At 61.6% G+C, this 16,898-nt stretch carries 17 protein-coding genes; 14 read left to right on the top strand and 3 right to left on the bottom strand.

What is annotated here, in order from left to right:
• Positions 1-122 precede the first annotated feature (122 nt).
• From J3361_RS25900 to ccoM, 3 genes are all read left to right on the top strand, one after another.
• Positions 123-464 carry an aspartate-semialdehyde dehydrogenase gene (locus J3361_RS25900; RefSeq protein WP_207966941.1) on the top strand — a complete coding sequence of 114 codons (342 nt, stop codon included), beginning with the start codon at positions 123-125 and terminating at the stop codon, positions 462-464.
• Positions 465-558: 94 nt separating this feature from the next.
• Positions 559-720, top strand: a complete 162-nt coding sequence (locus J3361_RS25895) for a hypothetical protein (RefSeq protein ID WP_207966940.1) — start codon at positions 559-561, stop codon at positions 718-720.
• A 144-nt stretch (positions 721-864) separates the two neighbouring features.
• Complete coding sequence (gene ccoM / locus J3361_RS29740) at positions 865-981, top strand: cytochrome c oxidase subunit CcoM (protein ID WP_014336959.1); 117 nt, start codon at positions 865-867, stop codon at positions 979-981.
• A 250-nt stretch (positions 982-1,231) separates the two neighbouring features.
• On the opposite strand, the gene J3361_RS25890 is transcribed toward ccoM, so the two are convergent.
• Positions 1,232-2,707 carry an inorganic phosphate transporter gene (locus tag J3361_RS25890; RefSeq protein ID WP_186704480.1) on the bottom strand — a complete coding sequence of 492 codons (1,476 nt, stop codon included), beginning with the start codon at positions 2,705-2,707 and terminating at the stop codon, positions 1,232-1,234.
• A 365-nt stretch (positions 2,708-3,072) separates the two neighbouring features.
• Positions 3,073-3,273 carry a hypothetical protein gene (locus J3361_RS25885; RefSeq protein ID WP_003184509.1) on the bottom strand — a complete coding sequence of 67 codons (201 nt, stop codon included), beginning with the start codon at positions 3,271-3,273 and terminating at the stop codon, positions 3,073-3,075.
• Between the two features lie 575 nt (positions 3,274-3,848).
• Here J3361_RS25885 and pcaR point away from each other — a divergent pair.
• From pcaR to pcaC, 11 genes are all read left to right on the top strand, one after another.
• Complete coding sequence (pcaR, locus tag J3361_RS25880) at positions 3,849-4,691, top strand: pca regulon transcriptional regulator PcaR (protein ID WP_003184507.1); 843 nt, start codon at positions 3,849-3,851, stop codon at positions 4,689-4,691.
• 141 nt (positions 4,692-4,832) lie between these two features.
• Positions 4,833-6,179: an MFS transporter gene (locus J3361_RS25875; protein WP_207966939.1), complete on the top strand. Its 1,347-nt coding sequence runs from the start codon at positions 4,833-4,835 to the stop codon at positions 6,177-6,179.
• Between the two features lie 311 nt (positions 6,180-6,490).
• Positions 6,491-7,351: a CoA transferase subunit A gene (locus tag J3361_RS25870; protein WP_207966938.1), complete on the top strand. Its 861-nt coding sequence runs from the start codon at positions 6,491-6,493 to the stop codon at positions 7,349-7,351.
• A complete protein-coding gene (locus J3361_RS25865) occupies positions 7,348-8,127 on the top strand; it encodes a CoA-transferase subunit beta (protein ID WP_181290317.1) in 780 nt (259 codons plus the stop codon). Before J3361_RS25870 ends, J3361_RS25865 begins: the two co-directional genes overlap by 4 nt.
• Positions 8,124-9,329 carry a 3-oxoadipyl-CoA thiolase gene (pcaF, locus tag J3361_RS25860; RefSeq protein WP_207966962.1) on the top strand — a complete coding sequence of 402 codons (1,206 nt, stop codon included), beginning with the start codon at positions 8,124-8,126 and terminating at the stop codon, positions 9,327-9,329. Before J3361_RS25865 ends, pcaF begins: the two co-directional genes overlap by 4 nt.
• A 38-nt stretch (positions 9,330-9,367) precedes the next feature.
• Positions 9,368-10,072, top strand: a complete 705-nt coding sequence (pcaH, locus tag J3361_RS25855; protein WP_207966937.1) for a protocatechuate 3,4-dioxygenase subunit beta — start codon at positions 9,368-9,370, stop codon at positions 10,070-10,072.
• A 1-nt stretch (position 10,073) separates the two neighbouring features.
• The gene (gene pcaG, locus J3361_RS25850; protein WP_207966936.1) at positions 10,074-10,640 is read left to right on the top strand and encodes a protocatechuate 3,4-dioxygenase subunit alpha; all 567 of its coding nucleotides are present in this window, start codon (positions 10,074-10,076) and stop codon (positions 10,638-10,640) included.
• Positions 10,641-10,833: 193 nt separating this feature from the next.
• Positions 10,834-12,129 (top strand): MFS family transporter, encoded by a 1,296-nt coding sequence (locus tag J3361_RS25845; RefSeq protein ID WP_207966935.1) that lies wholly within the window; start codon positions 10,834-10,836, stop codon positions 12,127-12,129.
• A gap of 148 nt (positions 12,130-12,277) precedes the next feature.
• Positions 12,278-13,642 (top strand): 3-carboxy-cis,cis-muconate cycloisomerase, encoded by a 1,365-nt coding sequence (locus J3361_RS25840; protein ID WP_207966934.1) that lies wholly within the window; start codon positions 12,278-12,280, stop codon positions 13,640-13,642.
• A 12-nt stretch (positions 13,643-13,654) separates the two neighbouring features.
• Positions 13,655-14,455, top strand: coding sequence for a 3-oxoadipate enol-lactonase (gene pcaD, locus J3361_RS25835; protein ID WP_207966933.1), 801 nt, complete (start codon positions 13,655-13,657; stop codon positions 14,453-14,455).
• A gap of 10 nt (positions 14,456-14,465) precedes the next feature.
• Positions 14,466-14,858 (top strand): 4-carboxymuconolactone decarboxylase, encoded by a 393-nt coding sequence (gene pcaC / locus J3361_RS25830; protein ID WP_014336968.1) that lies wholly within the window; start codon positions 14,466-14,468, stop codon positions 14,856-14,858.
• A 226-nt stretch (positions 14,859-15,084) separates the two neighbouring features.
• On the opposite strand, the gene J3361_RS25825 is transcribed toward pcaC, so the two are convergent.
• Entirely contained in the window at positions 15,085-16,338 is a 1,254-nt protein-coding gene (locus tag J3361_RS25825) for an OprD family porin (protein ID WP_207966932.1), read from the bottom strand.
• Positions 16,339-16,898: the final 560 nt, after the last annotated feature.

The following is a 16,898-nucleotide window of genomic DNA, read 5'->3' as shown; positions in this document are numbered from 1 at the left end:
GCCCAGCGATCAAACAAGCTCGGCCCTGGCGATCGCTGCAATTGCCAACTGGGTCACAAGTTTCGGACCGGCGGTTCAAGCTGCCACTTTAGCCGCCGACAACCTGAAGACAGGAGAACCTTATGTTGCCACCCATACTCCCTTTGAGCGTTGTACCCATCACCGCTCAACAGGATCCGGTTCGCCAGCGACCGGACATACCGCCCGTGGTCCCGGTGCAGCAAAGCTCCAACGAAAGCACCATCGACCTGCAGAACCGCGACCCGGAAGAGACCGCGCTGCTGTTGCGCGAGGAACAGCGTCGCCAGCAGGAGCGCGAGCGCCGCCGCCGTGAGGCCGATGAAGACCCTGAAGAGCACCTGGCCGTACCGGGCACCGAACTCAACGCCGACAATACCGTGCCGGTGGTGCCGCTGATAGACGAAGAGTCGCGCCAAGGCCTGTGGGTCGATATCCAGATCTGATCCAGGTGTCTGGCTGCATTCACAGGCTGGTCAACGCCGCCAACAGCCCGCATCATGGGCGCATCCGCAATTCACTGCACGATGCCCACACGCCATGAGCCAAGACGACAAGCTGATCGACCTCAGTACCGAACGCGCCAAGCGCGTTCACGATCTCAATGAAAAACGCCTCAATGAAGTCCGCCAGGCTTTCGAGCAGGCCATGCCGTTGGGCAAGCCAAAGAAAAAGCCGAAGAGCAAGCCGAAAAAGCGCTGAACCCCCTCCTTCCATTGATGCAGATCAGTTATTTCCCCACCTTTACGCCCCGTTGCGGGCGTTATTGACGTCGGTCAATTTCCATCCAGGCCTGATTGGTTACCTTGAACCCATCGCAACAGGGGCAAGACCAGGAGGCCAGTCATGTTTTTCGATAATGTGGTGTTTGCCGGAGTGCTGACGGTCGGCCTCATGGTCGTGTTTTTCGCAGGTTTTGGATTATTCATCTGGAAAGACGCACACAAGCGGAAAAAACCGTAGGTCTTTCTGGTTACAACGAGCACGCAAGGCATTTTGGGCGACTTCGGTCGCCCTTTTTTTTGGCAAATTTTCCCGGTTCCACACAAAGCCATTGTGGGAGCGAGCCTGCTCGCGATAGCGGTGTGCCAGGCGCTGTAGATGTGACAGGCCCGACGCTATCGCGAGCAGGCTCGCTCCCACAGGGATTTGTATTCGGCATAAAAAAAGGTGCGATCCGCAAGGGTCGCACCTTTTTTGTGAGCCGCTGGAATCAGCTGCCGATAGCCTTGGACGCCAGCCAGAACAGCGCCGCCGACAGCGCCACCGTCGCCGGCAGGGTCAGCACCCAGGCCAGCAGGATGGTGCGTACGGTGCCGCCTTGCAGGCCGCTCTTGTTGGCGACCATGGTGCCCGCCACGCCCGAGGACAGTACATGGGTGGTGGAAACCGGCAGGCTGAAGATATTCGCCGCGCCGATCATGCACGCGGTGGTGATCTGCGCCGACATACCTTGCGCATAGGTCATGCCTTGTTTGCCGATCTTCTCGCCGATGGTCAGCACCACACGCTTCCAGCCAACCATGGTGCCCAGGCCCAGCGCCAGTGCGACTGCCAGGATCACCCAGAACGGGGCGTACTCGGTGGTGGCGGTCAGGTCCTTGCGCAGCTTGTTCAAGTCATCTTTTTCGCGAGCTGCCAAGCCTGGCAACTTGCCTACCTTCTTCGCCGTGTCGTCCAGGCAGAGCAGGTAGCGACGAACCTCGATGCGTCGTTCCGACGGCAGCGAATGGTAGTCAGCCACGCCTTTGAGCGTGTCGAGCAGGGCATTGATGGTCGGTTCGGTCTGCTGCGGGTTGCAGCGGAACTTCTCGGGCAGGTCGCCGTTCACGCTTTTGCCCAGCGCCAGGTATTCACCCAGGGACTCGTGGTTGCGTTGGTAGAACTGGCTCAGGTGCAAGGTTGCGTCACGGGTCCGCTCGATCTGGTAGGTGGTGCTGCCCAGGTCCAGTACGAACTGCGCCGGCACGATACCGATCAGCACCAGCATGATCAGGCCGATACCTTTCTGGCCATCGTTGGAACCGTGGACAAAGCTGACGGCCATGGCCGAGATCACCAGTACCAGGCGGTTCCAGAACGGCGGGTGTTTCTTGTCGTCGATCTGGCGGCGCTGTTCCGGCGTCTTGTGCATCTTCGACAGCGGACGCCACCATTTCAGGCCGATCAGCACCAGGGCGGCGATCAGGAAACCGGCCATGGGCGAGAACACCAGGGAAGCGCCGATATCGATCGCCTTCTGCCAGTTCACCCCGTCGGCCAACGGGATATCGTTGATCAGCGCGTTGGCCAGGCCCACGCCGAGGATCGAACCGATCAATGTGTGGGAGCTGGATGCCGGGATACCGAAGTACCAGGTGCCCAGGTTCCAGGTGATGGCCGCTGCGAGCAGCGAAAACACCATGGCCAGCCCGTGTCCGGTGTTCACATTGATCAGCAGCTCCACGGGCAACAGGTGAACGATGGCGTACGCCACCCCCACACCGCCCAGCAACACGCCGAGAAAATTGAACACCCCGGAAAAGAACACCGCCAGGTGAGGCGGCATGGCTTTGGTGTAGATAACAGTGGCAACCGCGTTAGCGGTGTCATGAAAGCCGTTGATGAACTCGAAGGCGAGGACAAAAGCCAGGGCGAGCAAGAGGCTCACAAGCACCCAAGCATCCAGTCCGCTGAATAAATCGATCATGAAGGTTTTCTGACCCGGTCATAAGGGGGCGCGATTATGCCAGAAAACCTCGGTAATCGATGCATTGCCTGCTCATCGGTAACATTCTTCAACGAAATAAATTGTAGGACAGCCTCAAGCGCCATGTCTGCCGCGGGTTGCGTAACCCCTTGAATCATGGGCGCAAAGCACACTTGGCCAGGATCACGACACGCTGAATGATGCCGCGAGCGGTTGTATGAAATATCTGAAAAGGAGGTCGGCCATGACCCTTCCCGACCGTCGGATGGGAACGGATGGCGGCCCGCTCATGGCGGGCGTGCGCTACGGTTTCCGGCCTGGGTGGCGGCCGGAGACCTCTTCACAAGAACCTCGGGCGCGGAGCGTCACTGCTCTTCGGCCTTGAGTTCCTTTTCCATCTTCTGGAGTTCCTGAGTGAAGGCCTGGTCCTGAACGGTGGCGCGCTTGCGCCAGGGTTTGCGTTCCGGTTCAGGTTGCGCGGCGTAGGTGGTGACTTCCCCGCCGTAAACTTCCTTGTAACGTTGTTCCTGGCGCTCAAGTTCCGCGCGCAGTTCGTCTTTCGTCACAGTTTTACCTAAATTAATTGAAGTTGAATCTGGTGATACGCACTGCATGTGGACATGCAGACGGCCACGGCACCAGAGCTGACAGCTGACGTAGCATCAGGGCTTCGCGTTGTTGCCAAACAGGGGAAGCGACCATGAAGGCGCTTCGAGCACCAGGGTAATGACCACGATGCCTGCGCACGGGAACGGTCGATTGGCCGTACCGTCGCTGTTTTGCATTATAGCGGCCCAGCCGAATAACACTATCGGGAAAAATTAAAAGATGCTGTTGTTGTGTGAACTCATGTTTGTATGTGCAACTTGTATCACCGCGTGCAGGAAAGGTCGGCGAGTACCGCTATCCAGATGCCATTCACGCCAACAAGTTCAATATTGCTCATCCCTTCAAGCCAAACCCGAGTCATTGTTTCCTGCAACTTACACTCAAACGTGTTCGCGGCGGAGCGCTATTCGATAGCTGATCCGATTGCGATTATCGGTCGACGGTTCGATAATCGAACGCTCTCGACCGGCAGCCCTTGCTTGCCCATCGGGCCGCCGCTTGAATAGCCGTCATTCCCGGGGAAGGACCAGACATGAACGACCAATTGCGCAATGCCTTCACTTCAGTCGCGCCTCCGATCGTCGCCTCGCCGGCCAAGCGGATCCAGGCCCTGACCGGTGATCCCGACTTCATGACCTCCCTGGCCCGCGGCTTGGCCGTGGTCCAGGCCTTCCAGGAGCGCAAGCGGCACCTGACCATCGCCCAGATCAGCCACCGCACGGAAATTCCCCGCGCCGCTGTCAGACGTTGCCTGCATACCTTGATCAAGTTGGGCTACGCCACCACGGACGGGCGCACCTATTCGCTGCTGCCCAAAGTGCTGACCCTCGGTCACGCCTATCTGTCTTCCACACCCCTGGCCGTTTCTGCCCAGCCGTACCTGGACCGCATGAGCGAGCAACTGCACGAAGCCTGCAACATGGCCACGCTCGAAGGCGACGACATTCTCTACATCGCCCGCTCTGCGACCACTCAGCGCCTGATTTCGGTGGACCTGTCGGTGGGCGGGCGCCTGCCAGCCTATTGCACTTCCATGGGCAGGATTCTCCTGGCGGCCCTGGATGATGCGTCGTTGCGCGACTACCTCGACCACGCCGACTTGCAGGCCAAGACCAGCCGCACCTTGCACACACCTGAGGCTTTGCTCGAGTGCCTGCAACAGGTGCGGCAGCAGGGCTGGTGCATCGTCGACCAGGAACTGGAACAAGGTCTGCGTTCGATTGCCGTACCGGTGTACGACGCTTCCGGCCAAGTAGTGGCCGCGCTAAACGTCAGTACCCATGCCGGGCGGGTCAGCCGCAATGAGTTGGAACAACGCTTCCTGCCTGGCCTGCTGGGGGCCAGTCGCGACCTGAGCGCGCAGCTGTTCACTTAAGCTGTTCGATAAACGCACACAGTCGGCGGCGATGAATTGACGGTGTTTGCCCGGCCTCATTAATGTCGCGCAGCGTCATCCGGCGTGTTTCGCCGGGTTTCCGTTCGTCCGCCTGCGTTTCTCGCTTGGAATAAAAATAAAATGAACCAGCCCCAGACCTCCGTAGGCAATTGCCTCGATGTGCAGTCCTTCATCAATACCCAGCCCATATCGCGTTATCAGTGGCGGGTGGTAATTCTGTGTTTCCTGATTGTGTTCCTCGACGGCCTCGATACGGCCGCCATGGGCTTCATCGCCCCGGCGCTGTCCCAGGATTGGGGCATCGATCGCGCCAGCCTCGGCCCGGTAATGAGTGCCGCGCTGATCGGCATGGTATTTGGCGCACTGGGCTCAGGGCCGTTGGCTGACCGCTTCGGGCGAAAAGTCGTACTGGTGGGCGCGGTCGTGTTGTTCGGCGCGTTCAGCCTGGCGTCGGCCTACAGCACCAACGTCGATCAATTGCTGGTATTGCGCTTCCTGACCGGCCTGGGACTAGGCGCCGGGATGCCGAACGCCACCACCTTGCTCTCGGAATACACCCCGGAACGCAAGAAGTCGCTGTTGGTGACCAGCATGTTCTGTGGCTTCAACCTGGGCATGGCCGGCGGCGGGTTCATCTCCGCCAAGCTGATCCCGGCGTTCGGCTGGCACAGCCTGCTGCTGATTGGCGGGGTGCTGCCGTTGATCCTGGCGGTCGTGTTGCTGTTCTGGCTGCCGGAGTCGGCGCGTTACCTGGTGGTGCGCAATCGCGACACCGACAAAGTGCGCAAGACCCTGGCGCCGATCGAGCCGCAAGTCGTGGCCCAAGCGGCGAGCTTCAGTGTGCCGGAACAGAAAACCGTGAAAGCCCGTAACGTGCTGGCGGTGATTTTCTCCGGCACCTACAGTGCCGGCACCTTGCTGCTGTGGCTGACCTATTTCATGGGCTTGGTGATTGTCTACCTGTTGACCAGTTGGCTGCCGACCTTAATGCGCGACAGCGGCGCGAGCATGGAGCAGGCCGCGTTTATCGGGGCGTTGTTTCAATTCGGCGGCGTGTTGAGCGCTGTGTTTGTCGGTTGGGCGATGGACCGGTTCAATCCGCACAAGGTCATCGGCCTTTTCTATCTGATGGCCGGGGTGTTTGCCTACGCGGTGGGGCAGAGCCTGGGCAACATCACCGTGCTCGCCACCCTGGTGCTGGTGGCCGGCATGTGCGTCAACGGCGCGCAATCGGCGATGCCGTCCCTGGCGGCGCGTTTCTACCCGACCCAGGGCCGGGCCACCGGGGTCTCGTGGATGCTGGGCATCGGTCGTTTCGGCGCGATCCTCGGGGCCTGGATGGGCGCCACACTGCTGGGCCTGGGCTGGAACTTCGAACAGGTCCTGACGGCACTGGTTATTCCTGCCGCCCTGGCGACCACCGCGGTGGTGATCAAGGGCATGGTCAGTCATGCGGATGCGACCTGAGCTATTCACATGCACGAAGCCCTGAGCCACACCTGTGGCGAGGGAGCTTGCTCCCGCTGGGCTGCGTAGCAGCCCTAAAAAGAGGGCCGCTTCGCGCCCCAGCGGGAGCAAGCTCCCTCGCCACGGTTTCCGCTTGTTTTCGATGTGAGGGCAAATCGATAGCCAAACAACAATCTGTTCGATAAACGAACACTCAGTCGATTATCGGATTGTTTTGGCGTCATCCCGAAGCTTAATCTTCAGTCACTCCGGCGCTTGAACCTCGCGCCTTTTTCTTCATGTCGGTCTACTGGAAAACGGGAGCCTGCCCCATGGCTGAAATCCTTTCGCTGCACGACGCGGTGAAGCAATTCGTCAACGACGGCGATACCGTCGCGCTCGAAGGCTTCACTCATCTGATTCCTACGGCGGCAGGTCATGAAATCATTCGCCAGGGCAAGAAGGATCTAACCTTGGTGCGCATGACGCCTGACCTGATCTATGACCAGTTGATCGGCGCCGGTTGTGCTCGCAAGTTGATCTTCTCTTGGGGCGGTAACCCTGGCGTCGGGTCGTTGCACCGCTTGCGCGATGCCGTGGAGAAACAATGGCCGCACCCGCTGGAGATCGAGGAGCACAGCCACGCCGACCTGGCCAATGCCTACGTCGCCGGCGCCTCCGGCCTCCCGTTCGCGGTGTTGCGGGCCTACGCCGGCTCCGACCTGCCGAAGGTCAACCCTCTGATCAAGAGCGTGACCTGTCCCTTCACTGGCGAAGTCCTGGCCGCCGTGCCTTCGGTGCGCCCGGACATCACGGTGATCCACGCCCAGAAAGCCGACCGCAAGGGTAACGTGCTGCTGTGGGGCATCCTCGGTGTGCAGAAAGAAGCCGCCCTGGCCGCCAAGCGTTGCATCGTCACCGTGGAAGAAATCGTCGAGGACCTGAACGCGCCGATGAACGCCTGCGTGCTGCCGACCTGGGCGTTGAGCGCCGTGTGCCATGTCCCCGGCGGTGCCCATCCGTCCTACGCCCACGGCTACACCGAGCGTGACAACCGTTTCTACCAGGCGTGGGACCCGATCGCCCGGGACCGTGAGACTTTTACCGCATGGATCAACGAATACATCCACGGCACTCGAGATTTCAGTGAATTCCAGGCCCGGCTGGCAGCCGCTTCGCAGGTGAAACCATGAACTATTCCACCAACGAAATGATGACCGTCGCCGCGGCGCGTCGCTTGAAAAACAATGCCGTGTGCTTCGTCGGCATCGGCCTGCCGTCGAAAGCGGCCAACCTGGCGCGGCTGACCTCGTCGCCGGACGTCGTACTGATCTACGAATCCGGCCCGATCGGTGCCAAGCCCAGCGTACTGCCGCTGTCCATCGGCGACGGTGAACTGGCGGAAACCGCCGATACTGTCGTACCGACCGGTGAGATCTTTCGCTACTGGCTGCAGGGTGGGCGTATCGATGTCGGTTTCCTTGGCGCGGCCCAGGTCGACCGTTTCGGCAACATCAACACCACGGTGGTGGGCGACTACCATCAACCGAAAGTCCGCTTGCCGGGTGCCGGTGGCGCGCCGGAAATCGCCGGTTCCGCCAAAAGCGTACTGATCATCCTCAAGCAGTCGGCGCGTTCGTTTGTCGACAAGCTGGATTTCATCACCTCGGTCGGCCATGGCGAAGGCGGCGATTCGCGCAAGCGTCTGGGCCTGCCGGGGGCGGGGCCCGTGGGCATCATCACCGACTTGTGCATCATGGAGCCGGAAGCCGGCAGCCATGAATTCGTGGTCACCGCGCTGCACCCCGGCGTGACCCGCGAGCAAGTCATTGCGGCCACCGGGTGGGCGATCCGTTTCGCCGACCAGGTGCAAACCACCGCCGAGCCGACCGAGGTGGAGCTGCGCGCACTGCGCGACCTGGAAGCTCGCACCGCGGCGGCCCACGGCCAGGCACCGGGAGAAGCCTGATGCGCGACGTGTATATCTGTGATGCGATTCGAACCCCCATCGGTCGGTTTGGCGGCGGTTTGTCCGCCGTGCGTGCCGATGACCTGGCGGCCGTGCCGATCAAGGCGCTGATGGAGCGCAACCCATCGGTGGACTGGAGCGCGGTGGACGAAGTGTTTCTCGGCTGTGCCAACCAGGCCGGCGAAGACAACCGCAACGTGGCGCGCATGGCGCTGCTGTTGGCGGGCCTGCCGGAGAGCATTCCCGGCGTGACCCTCAATCGCCTTTGCGCCTCGGGCATGGACGCCATCGGCACCGCGTTCCGCGCCATCGCCAGCGGCGAGATGGAACTGGCGATTGCTGGCGGCGTGGAGTCGATGTCTCGGGCGCCGTTCGTGATGGGCAAGGCCGACGCGGCGTTTTCCCGCAACATGAAGCTGGAAGACACCACCATCGGCTGGCGTTTCATCAACCCGTTGATGAAAGCCCAGTACGGCGTCGACGCGATGCCGCAGACTGCCGATAACGTGGCCGATGACTACGCCGTGTCCCGCGCCGACCAGGACGCTTTCGCCTTGCGCAGCCAACAGCGAACGGCGGTGGCCCAGGCGGCAGGGTTTTTCGCCGAAGAAATCGTGCCGGTGCGCATCACTCATAAAAAAGGCGAAACCGTGGTTGAACAGGACGAGCACCCGCGCGCCGACACCACGCTGGAAACCTTGGGCAAACTCAAACCGGTCAATGGCCCTGACAAGACCGTCACCGCCGGCAACGCTTCGGGTGTCAACGACGGCGCGGCCGCCTTGATCCTGGCGTCGGCCGAAGCGGTGAAAAAACATGGCCTGACGCCTCGGGGCAAAGTGTTGGGCATGGCCAGCGCCGGCGTTGCGCCACGGGTGATGGGCATTGGCCCGGTGCCAGCAGTGCGCAAGCTCACTGAACGCCTGGGCCTGGCGGTCGCGGATTTCGATGTGATCGAACTCAATGAAGCGTTTGCCAGCCAAGGCCTGGCGGTGTTGCGAGACCTGGGGCTGGCGGACGATGCGCCGCAGGTCAACCCGAACGGCGGCGCCATCGCCCTCGGTCATCCATTGGGCATGAGCGGTGCGCGTTTAGTACTGACGGCGCTGCACCACTTGGAAAAGACCGGCGGCAAGAAAGGCCTGGCGACCATGTGCGTCGGCGTCGGCCAGGGTCTGGCATTGGCCATCGAACGCGTCTGACGCGTCGCTCTACTAATAAGAAAACCGAGGAATGCTTCATGACTGACAAGCCTGGTTATCGTCGCCCCCAAGCGGGCACCCAGCCGGAATATCTGCACCCGCCGTACCAGTCCACCAACCTGCGCTCGCCGTCCAAGCCGTTGGTGTTCCTGCCGCATTCGCTGTCGGAAATTACCGGCCCGACGGTAGGCGCCGACCGCTTGCAGGAAAAGGACCACGACCTGACCGCCCAGCATGCCGGCGCGCCACTGGGTGAGCGGATCATCATTCACGGGCGGGTGTTGGATGAGCACGGCGAGCCGGTGCCCGGCATCCTCGTGGAGATCTGGCAGGCCAACGCTGCCGGTCGCTACAACCATGACCGTGACGACCATGACGCGCCACTGGACCCGAATTTCACCGGCACCGGTCGCACCGTGACCGATGCCGACGGCTGGTATCAGTTCCAGACCATCAAGCCCGGCGCTTACCCGTGGGGCAACCACCACAACGCCTGGCGCCCGGCGCATATCCATTTCTCACTGTTCGGGCCGAGCATCCTGACGCGCCTGGTGACGCAGATGTATTTCCCGGGCGATCCGTTGCTGGAATACGACCCGATCTACAACTGCGTGCCGGACACCCGCGCCAAAGAGCGCCTGATTGCCCGTTTCGACCTGGAAAAAACCGTCCCTCACTACGCCCTCGGTTACCGCTGGGACATCGTCTTGCGCGGCCGCGATGCCACGCCGATGGAGAAATAAGATGACGCTCACCGCCACCACGTCCCATACCGTTGGCCCTTACTACCACATCGGCCTGACCTGGCTGAACCGCGAAGACCTGACCGTTGCCCAAACCCTTGGCCAACGTGTGGCAATCACCGGGCAGGTGGTCGACGGTAATGGCCAGTTCGTCAACGACGCGATGCTGGAAGTCTGGCAGGCCAACGCCGCCGGCAAATACGCCCACCCGGAAGACGACCAGGACAAACCTTTGGACCCGCACTTCGACGGTTTTGGTCGGGTGCCGGTGGATGCTGAAGGGCGCTTTCGCTTCACCACCATCAAGCCGGGCACGGTGCAAGGGCTGGGCGATACGACCCAGGCGCCGCATCTTGTCGTGCTGGTGTTCGCACGTGGGCTGGTCAAGCATTTGCTGACACGCATCTACTTTGACGGCGAACCGGCCAACGAAGCTGACCCGCTGCTGGCCTGCGTGCCCGAGGAGCGCCGCGGCACCCTCGTCGCCAAGCCCGATGCGTCGGGCGTGTACCAGTGGAACGTGATCCTGCAGGGCACGGATGCCGAGACGGTGTTCTTCGATTACTGAGTGAGTCAACACTGACGCCATCGCGGGCAAGCCTTGCTCCCACAGGAGTACACGACAGCGGTGGGTAATGGCAACAACCTCTGTGGGAGCAAGGCTTGCCCGCGATAGCGTCAGTCCAGGCAATGCAATACTGTGGAACGGGACTGTTACTAAGTGTGTCTAGACTTCGTCAGCCCCAACGAGTGAATAACCCATGACCATCCCAATCAGCCATTACACCGGTGAAGAACGCAGCAAGCGCATCTTCGCCATCGTCGGCGCCTCATCCGGCAATCTGGTCGAATGGTTCGACTTCTACGTCTATGCGTTCTGTGCGATTTATTTCGCGCCAGCGTTCTTCCCCTCGGACAACCCGACGGTGCAACTGGTCAACACGGCCGGTGTGTTCGCCGCCGGGTTCCTGATGCGCCCCATCGGCGGCTGGATTTTTGGCCGAGTGGCGGACCGTCACGGGCGCAAGAATTCGATGATGATCTCGGTGCTGATGATGTGCTTCGGCTCGTTGCTCATCGCCTGCCTGCCCACCTACAACGACATCGGCGTCTGGGCGCCGGTGCTGCTGTTGCTCGCGCGCTTGCTGCAAGGCCTGTCGGTGGGCGGTGAATACGGCACCACCGCCACCTACATGAGCGAAGTGGCCCTCAAGGGCCAGCGCGGCTTCTTCGCCTCGTTCCAGTACGTGACGCTGATTGGCGGGCAGTTGCTGGCGGTGTCGCTGGTGGTGGTGCTGCAACAGTTTCTCAACGAGGACGAACTGCGTGCCTACGGCTGGCGGATTCCGTTCGTGGTAGGCGCCGCGGCGGCGTTGATTTCCCTGCTCCTGCGTCGCTCGTTGAAGGAGACCAGCAGCAAGGAAATGCGCGAAAACAAGGACGCCGGCAGCATCGCCGCGCTGTTCCGCGACCACAAGGCGGCGTTCATCACCGTGCTCGGCTACACCGCCGGCGGTTCGCTGATTTTCTACACCTTCACCACCTACATGCAGAAATACCTGGTGAACACCGCCGGCCTGCATGCCAAGACCGCCAGCTACATCATGACCGGCGCGCTGTTCCTCTATATGTGCATGCAACCGCTGTTCGGCATGCTGGCGGACAAGATCGGCCGGCGTAACTCCATGCTTTGGTTCGGTGGCCTGGGGGCGTTGTGCACGGTGCCGATCCTGCTGACGCTCAAAAGCATCAGCAGCCCGTTCCTGGCGTTTGTCCTGATTACGTTGGCGCTGGCCATCGTCAGTTTCTACACCTCCATCAGCGGCTTGGTGAAAGCGGAAATGTTTCCACCTGAAGTGCGGGCACTGGGAGTAGGGTTGGCTTACGCGGTGGCCAATGCGATTTTTGGTGGTTCGGCGGAGTACGTTGCCTTGAGCCTGAAGGCCCAGGGCATGGAAAACGCCTTTTATTGGTATGTCACGGTGATGATGGTGGTGGCGTTCCTCTTCAGCCTGCGCCTGCCCAAGCAGCCGGCGTATTTGCACCACGACCTTTGATCCATTCACTTAAGGCTTGTTTGAATCATTGTAGCGAGGGAGCTTGCTCCCGCTGGGCTGCGCAGCAGCCCTCTCTTGTGAGCGCTTCGCACTCAAGCGGGAGCAAGCTCCCTCGCCACAAAGGCATCTACCTTCCCAAGGACTGTTTATGAGCGAACGACCGGGCAATCAGCTGTTCGATGCCTACTTCACCGCCCGCGACATGCGCGAGGTGTTCTGCGATGCAGGGCGGGTGCAGGCCATGCTGGATGTCGAGGCCGCATTGGCCCGGGCCCAAGCGCGAGTGGGGTTGATCCCCCAGGACGCGGTGGCGCCGATCGAGAGCGCCTGCCATGCCCAGTTGTACGACTTTTGCGCATTGAGCGATGCGATTGCCAGTGCCGGCAATTCGGCGATCCCACTGGTGAAGGCATTGGGCAAGCGCATCGCCACCGAGAGCGCGGAGGCCGAACGCTACGTGCACCTGGGGGCTACCAGCCAGGATGTGATGGACAGCGGGCTGGTGCTGCAACTGCGCCAGGCGTTGGGCTTGATCGAGGCAGAGCTGGCGCAACTGGCCGCCACCCTGGCCCGACAAGCCGAGCGCTACGCCGCCACACCGCTGGCCGGGCGCACTTGGTTGCAACATGCCACCCCGGTAACCCTGGGCATGAAGATCGCCGGTTGGCTGGGGGCGACCACCCGCAGTCGCCAGCGCTTGCAGGAACTCAAACCACGCCTGCTGGTGCTGCAATTCGGCGGCGCCTCCGGAACGCTCGCCGCCTTGGGTGAGCAGGCGCTGCCGGTCGCCGAAGCCTTGGCCGCCGAGTTGCAACTGAACCTGCCGGAGCAACCGTGGCACACCCAGCGCGATCGCCTGGTGGAGTTCGGCGCGGTGCTGGGGTTGATCGCCGGCAGCCTGGGCAAATTGGGGCGCGATATCAGCCTGTTGATGCAGACCGAGGCCGGCGAAGCGTTCGAACCTTCTGCACCGGGCAAGGGCGGTTCGTCGACGATGCCGCACAAGCGCAACCCGGTGGGCGCGGCGGTGCTGATAAGTGCGGCGACACGGGTGCCTGGCCTGCTGTCGACGCTGTTCAGCGCCATGCCTCAGGAACACGAGCGCAGCCTGGGCTTGTGGCACGCCGAATGGGAAACCCTGCCTGAGATCTGCTGCCTGGTCTCCGGTGCCTTGCAACAGGCGCGACTGCTGGCCGAAGGGCTGGAAGTGGATGCGGCGCGCATGGCCCGCAACCTGGAACTGACCCAGGGGTTGGTGCTGGCCGAAGCGGTGAGCATCGTCCTGGCCCAGCGGGTTGGCCGTGACACCGCCCATCATCTGCTGGAGCAATGCTGCAAGCGCGCCGTGGCCGAACAGCGGCATCTGCGCGATGTGCTGGGAGACGAATCCCAAGTCACCGCGCAGTTATCCGCGACCGAGCTGGACCATTTGCTCGACCCGGCCCACTACCTCGGACAGGCCCAGACCTGGGTCGCCCGAGCCGTGGCCGAACACCTTGCCTTGAATGCCTGAAAGGAGATTGTTGTGGGATTCGTCAAACTCGCCGAGGGCGATCTGAATTACCGATTGGACGGGCCGCAAGACGCCCCGGTGCTGGTGCTCTCCAACTCCCTGGGCACCGATTTGCACATGTGGGACGAGCAGGTCGCGGCCTTCAGCGAACACTTTCGTGTGCTGCGTTTCGACACCCGTGGTCATGGCCAGTCGCTGGTGACCGAAGGCCCCTACAGCATCGAACAGCTGGGGCGCGATGTGCTGGCGATGCTTGATCAGTTGAACATCGACAAGGTGCATTTCTGCGGCTTGTCCATGGGCGGCTTGATCGGTCAGTGGCTGGGCATCAATGCTGGCGAGCGCCTGCACAAACTGGTGGTGTGCAACACCGCCGCCAAGATCGGCGATCCATCGGTGTGGAACCCACGCATCGAAACCGTACTGCGTGACGGCAAGGCGGCGATGGTTGCGTTGCGCGATGCCTCGATTGCCCGCTGGTTTACCCCTGACTTTGCCGAGGCCCAGCCTGCGACAGCGAAAAAAATCACCGACATGCTGGCTGCGACCTCGCCCCAGGGTTATGCCGCCAACTGCGCGGCGGTGCGTGATGCCGATTTCCGCGAGCAGTTGTCATCGATTCGCGTGCCGCTGCTGGTGATTGCCGGGACGGAAGATGCGGTGACACCGCCGTCGGGAGGGCATTTTATCCAGGAACGCGTCAGCGGGGCCGAGTACGCCGAGTTCCATGCCGCGCACCTGTCCAACGTCCAGGCTGGCGCCGCGTTCAGCGCGCGGGTCTTGGATTTCCTGCTTGATTCGGGCCGGGCCTGAGGAGTTTTTTGTGGACGAGAAACAACGTTACGACGAAGGCATGCAAGTGCGCCGCGCGGTGCTGGGCGATGCCCACGTCGATCGCAGCCTCAATGCCCTGACCGAATTCAACAGTGAATTCCAGGAGATGATCACCCGCCACGCCTGGGGCGACATCTGGACCCGCCCGGGCCTGCCGCGCCATACCCGCAGCCTGATCACCATCGCCATGCTGATCGGCATGAACCGCAACGAAGAACTCAAGCTGCACCTGCGCGCCGCCGCCAACAACGGTGTGAGCCGCAGCGAGATCAAGGAAGTGATCATGCAGAGCGCCATCTACTGCGGCATCCCGGCAGCCAACGCCACCTTCCACCTGGCCGAATCCGTCTGGGACGAACTGGGCGTCGAATCGCGGGCTTGAGATCCACCGCCAATCCCCTGTGTGAGTCATTACTGTGGGAGCAAAGCTTGCTCGCGATGCAATGCCACACTCGGAAGAAACACTACTGGCCCACCGCTATCGCGAGCAAGCTTTGCTCCCACATTGGATCTTCAGTGAACACAAGTTTTGTGCTCGGCACTGATCCCCCTGTGGGAGCGAGCCTGCTCGCGATGACGATGGTACAGCCACCCTCCATATCTAGCTTTTACAGCAAGCTGATCGGATAGCTGACGATCAACCGGTTCTCATCGAACTCGTTAGTGCTGTAGTCCCGGCGCATCGTCGAGTTGCGCCACTTCACATTCAGGCTCTTCAGCGCGCCGCTCTGCACGGTATAAGCTAGCTCACTTTCCCGACCCCATTCCTTGCCATCGTCAACCGTGGCGGTGTGCACGTTGTCACCGCTGATGTAGCGGTTCATCAGCGTCAGGCCCGGCACGCCGACGGCAGCGAAGTTGAAGTCGTGGCGCACTTGCCAGGATTTTTCCTTGGCGTTGTCGTAGCTGGAGTTGTAGCTGTCGTTCGCCAGGGTGCCGCCGCTGGTGCCGTTGACGCGCATCCAGGCATCATCGCCGCCGACTTTTTGCAGGCCGACGTAGAAGGTGTTGCCGCCGTATTTTGCCGAGAGCATGGCGAACGCGGTTTTGTTGTCGAGGTCGCCGGCCAATGCGCTGCCGTTTTCCTTGCCGGTGAAGTAGCCAAGGTTGGCGCCCAGGGTCCAGTCGCCCATGGGTTGGCTGTGGGTCAGGTTGAAATACTGCTGTTGGTAGATGTCGGACAGTTCCGCGTACCAGACGCCGACCTGGGTGCGTTTTTCGTTGAAGGCGTATTCGCCGCCGCCGAAGTTGAAACGGTCGGAGGTGAACGCGCCGCGGCCGTTCATCGACATGTCTTCCATGCTCGCGTCGTTGCGCGGGCTGTTGGCGCGGAACTGGCCGCCGTAGAGGGTCAGGCCGCTGATTTCGGTGGAGGTCACCTGGCCACCACGGAAGGTTTGCGGCAGGGAGCGGCCGTCGTCGGAACGCAGGATCGGCAGTACCGGCATCCATTCGCCGACCTTCAATTCAGTCTTCGAGACCTTGGCCTTGAGGGCCACGCCGAGGCGACCGAAGTCGTCGGCCGGGCGACCGTCGTCATGTACCGGCAGCAGTTGTGTACCTGCCGTGCCGCGACCGCCATCGAGCTTGACCGAGTACATGCCCAGTACGTCCATGCCGAAACCGACGGTGCCTTGGGTGAAACCGGACTTGGCGTCGAGGATGAAGCTCTGGGTCCACTCTTCAGCCTTGCCTTGGGCATTGTTCGGGTTGGTGAAGTTGCGGTTGAGGTAGAAGTTGCGCAGGTTCAGCGTGGCCTTGGCATCTTCGACGAATCCCGATTCCGCGGCCAGGACGGGCAGGGCGGTGCTGGCCAGGGCGACGGCGATAAGGCTGGGGAACAGGTGCTGTGTGGGCTTCATGGGCGTTGTCTCTTGTTTTTTATGGACGAAGCGAGTTGTTGCCGCAACCGTGGGTTACGAACATTGCGGTGGAGCTGGAGGGTTAAAACGATCGAGGATCAGCCGGACGGAGCGGGGCGCAGAGGCATGGCGTCGAACCTGTTGTTATTGGTTTTGTGTGAGGGATGGTGAAGGGCGGCCCGGGATCGGTTCAATTGCCGTTTGCGGGTTTTGGGCGATTATCGAACGGCAAAACGATTGATTGGTTGGGCGCATTCCACTGTGGGAGTGAGCTTGCTCGCGATGGCGGCCTGACAGCCTTGGCTGAGTACATATCCATTGCTGCGGTAACGGCCACTTAGGGTTCCGCTCTTACAGCGGCTCACTTTTGAAGAGCGCAAAAGTAAGCAAAACGCTCCTGCCCCACCACTTGGTGCCTCGCCTAGGCTCGGCATGCCCTCACTCCGGCATTGCTCCGTGGGCCGCCGCGAAGGGCCATCCATGGCCCAGCGCGGCTATCCCGGCATCCATGCCGGGATGCCCACTGCGCAATGCCTGCGTTCGGCCATCGTGGTTAACGG

The sequence above is a fragment of the Pseudomonas sp. OA65 genome, from assembly GCF_017498305.1.
Taxonomy (GTDB): Bacteria; Pseudomonadota; Gammaproteobacteria; order Pseudomonadales; family Pseudomonadaceae; genus Aquipseudomonas; species Aquipseudomonas zanjanensis.
This window is presented reverse-complemented; position numbering and strand designations above follow the sequence as displayed.

What these genes read in the sequence shown, in the direction of transcription:
- pcaH (WP_207966937.1), top strand. Translation starts at nt 9,368, where the DNA reads ATGACTGACAAGCCTGGTTATCGTCGCCCCCAAGCGGGCACCCAGCCG.
- J3361_RS25870 (WP_207966938.1), top strand. Translation starts at nt 6,491, where the DNA reads ATGGCTGAAATCCTTTCGCTGCACGACGCGGTGAAGCAATTCGTCAAC.
- ccoM (WP_014336959.1), top strand. Translation starts at nt 865, where the DNA reads ATGTTTTTCGATAATGTGGTGTTTGCCGGAGTGCTGACGGTCGGCCTC.
- J3361_RS25900 (WP_207966941.1), top strand. Translation starts at nt 123, where the DNA reads ATGTTGCCACCCATACTCCCTTTGAGCGTTGTACCCATCACCGCTCAA.
- pcaG (WP_207966936.1), top strand. Translation starts at nt 10,074, where the DNA reads ATGACGCTCACCGCCACCACGTCCCATACCGTTGGCCCTTACTACCAC.
- J3361_RS25875 (WP_207966939.1), top strand. Translation starts at nt 4,833, where the DNA reads ATGAACCAGCCCCAGACCTCCGTAGGCAATTGCCTCGATGTGCAGTCC.
- J3361_RS25825 (WP_207966932.1), bottom strand. Translation starts at nt 16,338, where the DNA reads ATGAAGCCCACACAGCACCTGTTCCCCAGCCTTATCGCCGTCGCCCTG.
- J3361_RS25890 (WP_186704480.1), bottom strand. Translation starts at nt 2,707, where the DNA reads ATGATCGATTTATTCAGCGGACTGGATGCTTGGGTGCTTGTGAGCCTC.
- J3361_RS25845 (WP_207966935.1), top strand. Translation starts at nt 10,834, where the DNA reads ATGACCATCCCAATCAGCCATTACACCGGTGAAGAACGCAGCAAGCGC.
- J3361_RS25895 (WP_207966940.1), top strand. Translation starts at nt 559, where the DNA reads ATGAGCCAAGACGACAAGCTGATCGACCTCAGTACCGAACGCGCCAAG.
- pcaR (WP_003184507.1), top strand. Translation starts at nt 3,849, where the DNA reads ATGAACGACCAATTGCGCAATGCCTTCACTTCAGTCGCGCCTCCGATC.
- J3361_RS25840 (WP_207966934.1), top strand. Translation starts at nt 12,278, where the DNA reads ATGAGCGAACGACCGGGCAATCAGCTGTTCGATGCCTACTTCACCGCC.
- J3361_RS25865 (WP_181290317.1), top strand. Translation starts at nt 7,348, where the DNA reads ATGAACTATTCCACCAACGAAATGATGACCGTCGCCGCGGCGCGTCGC.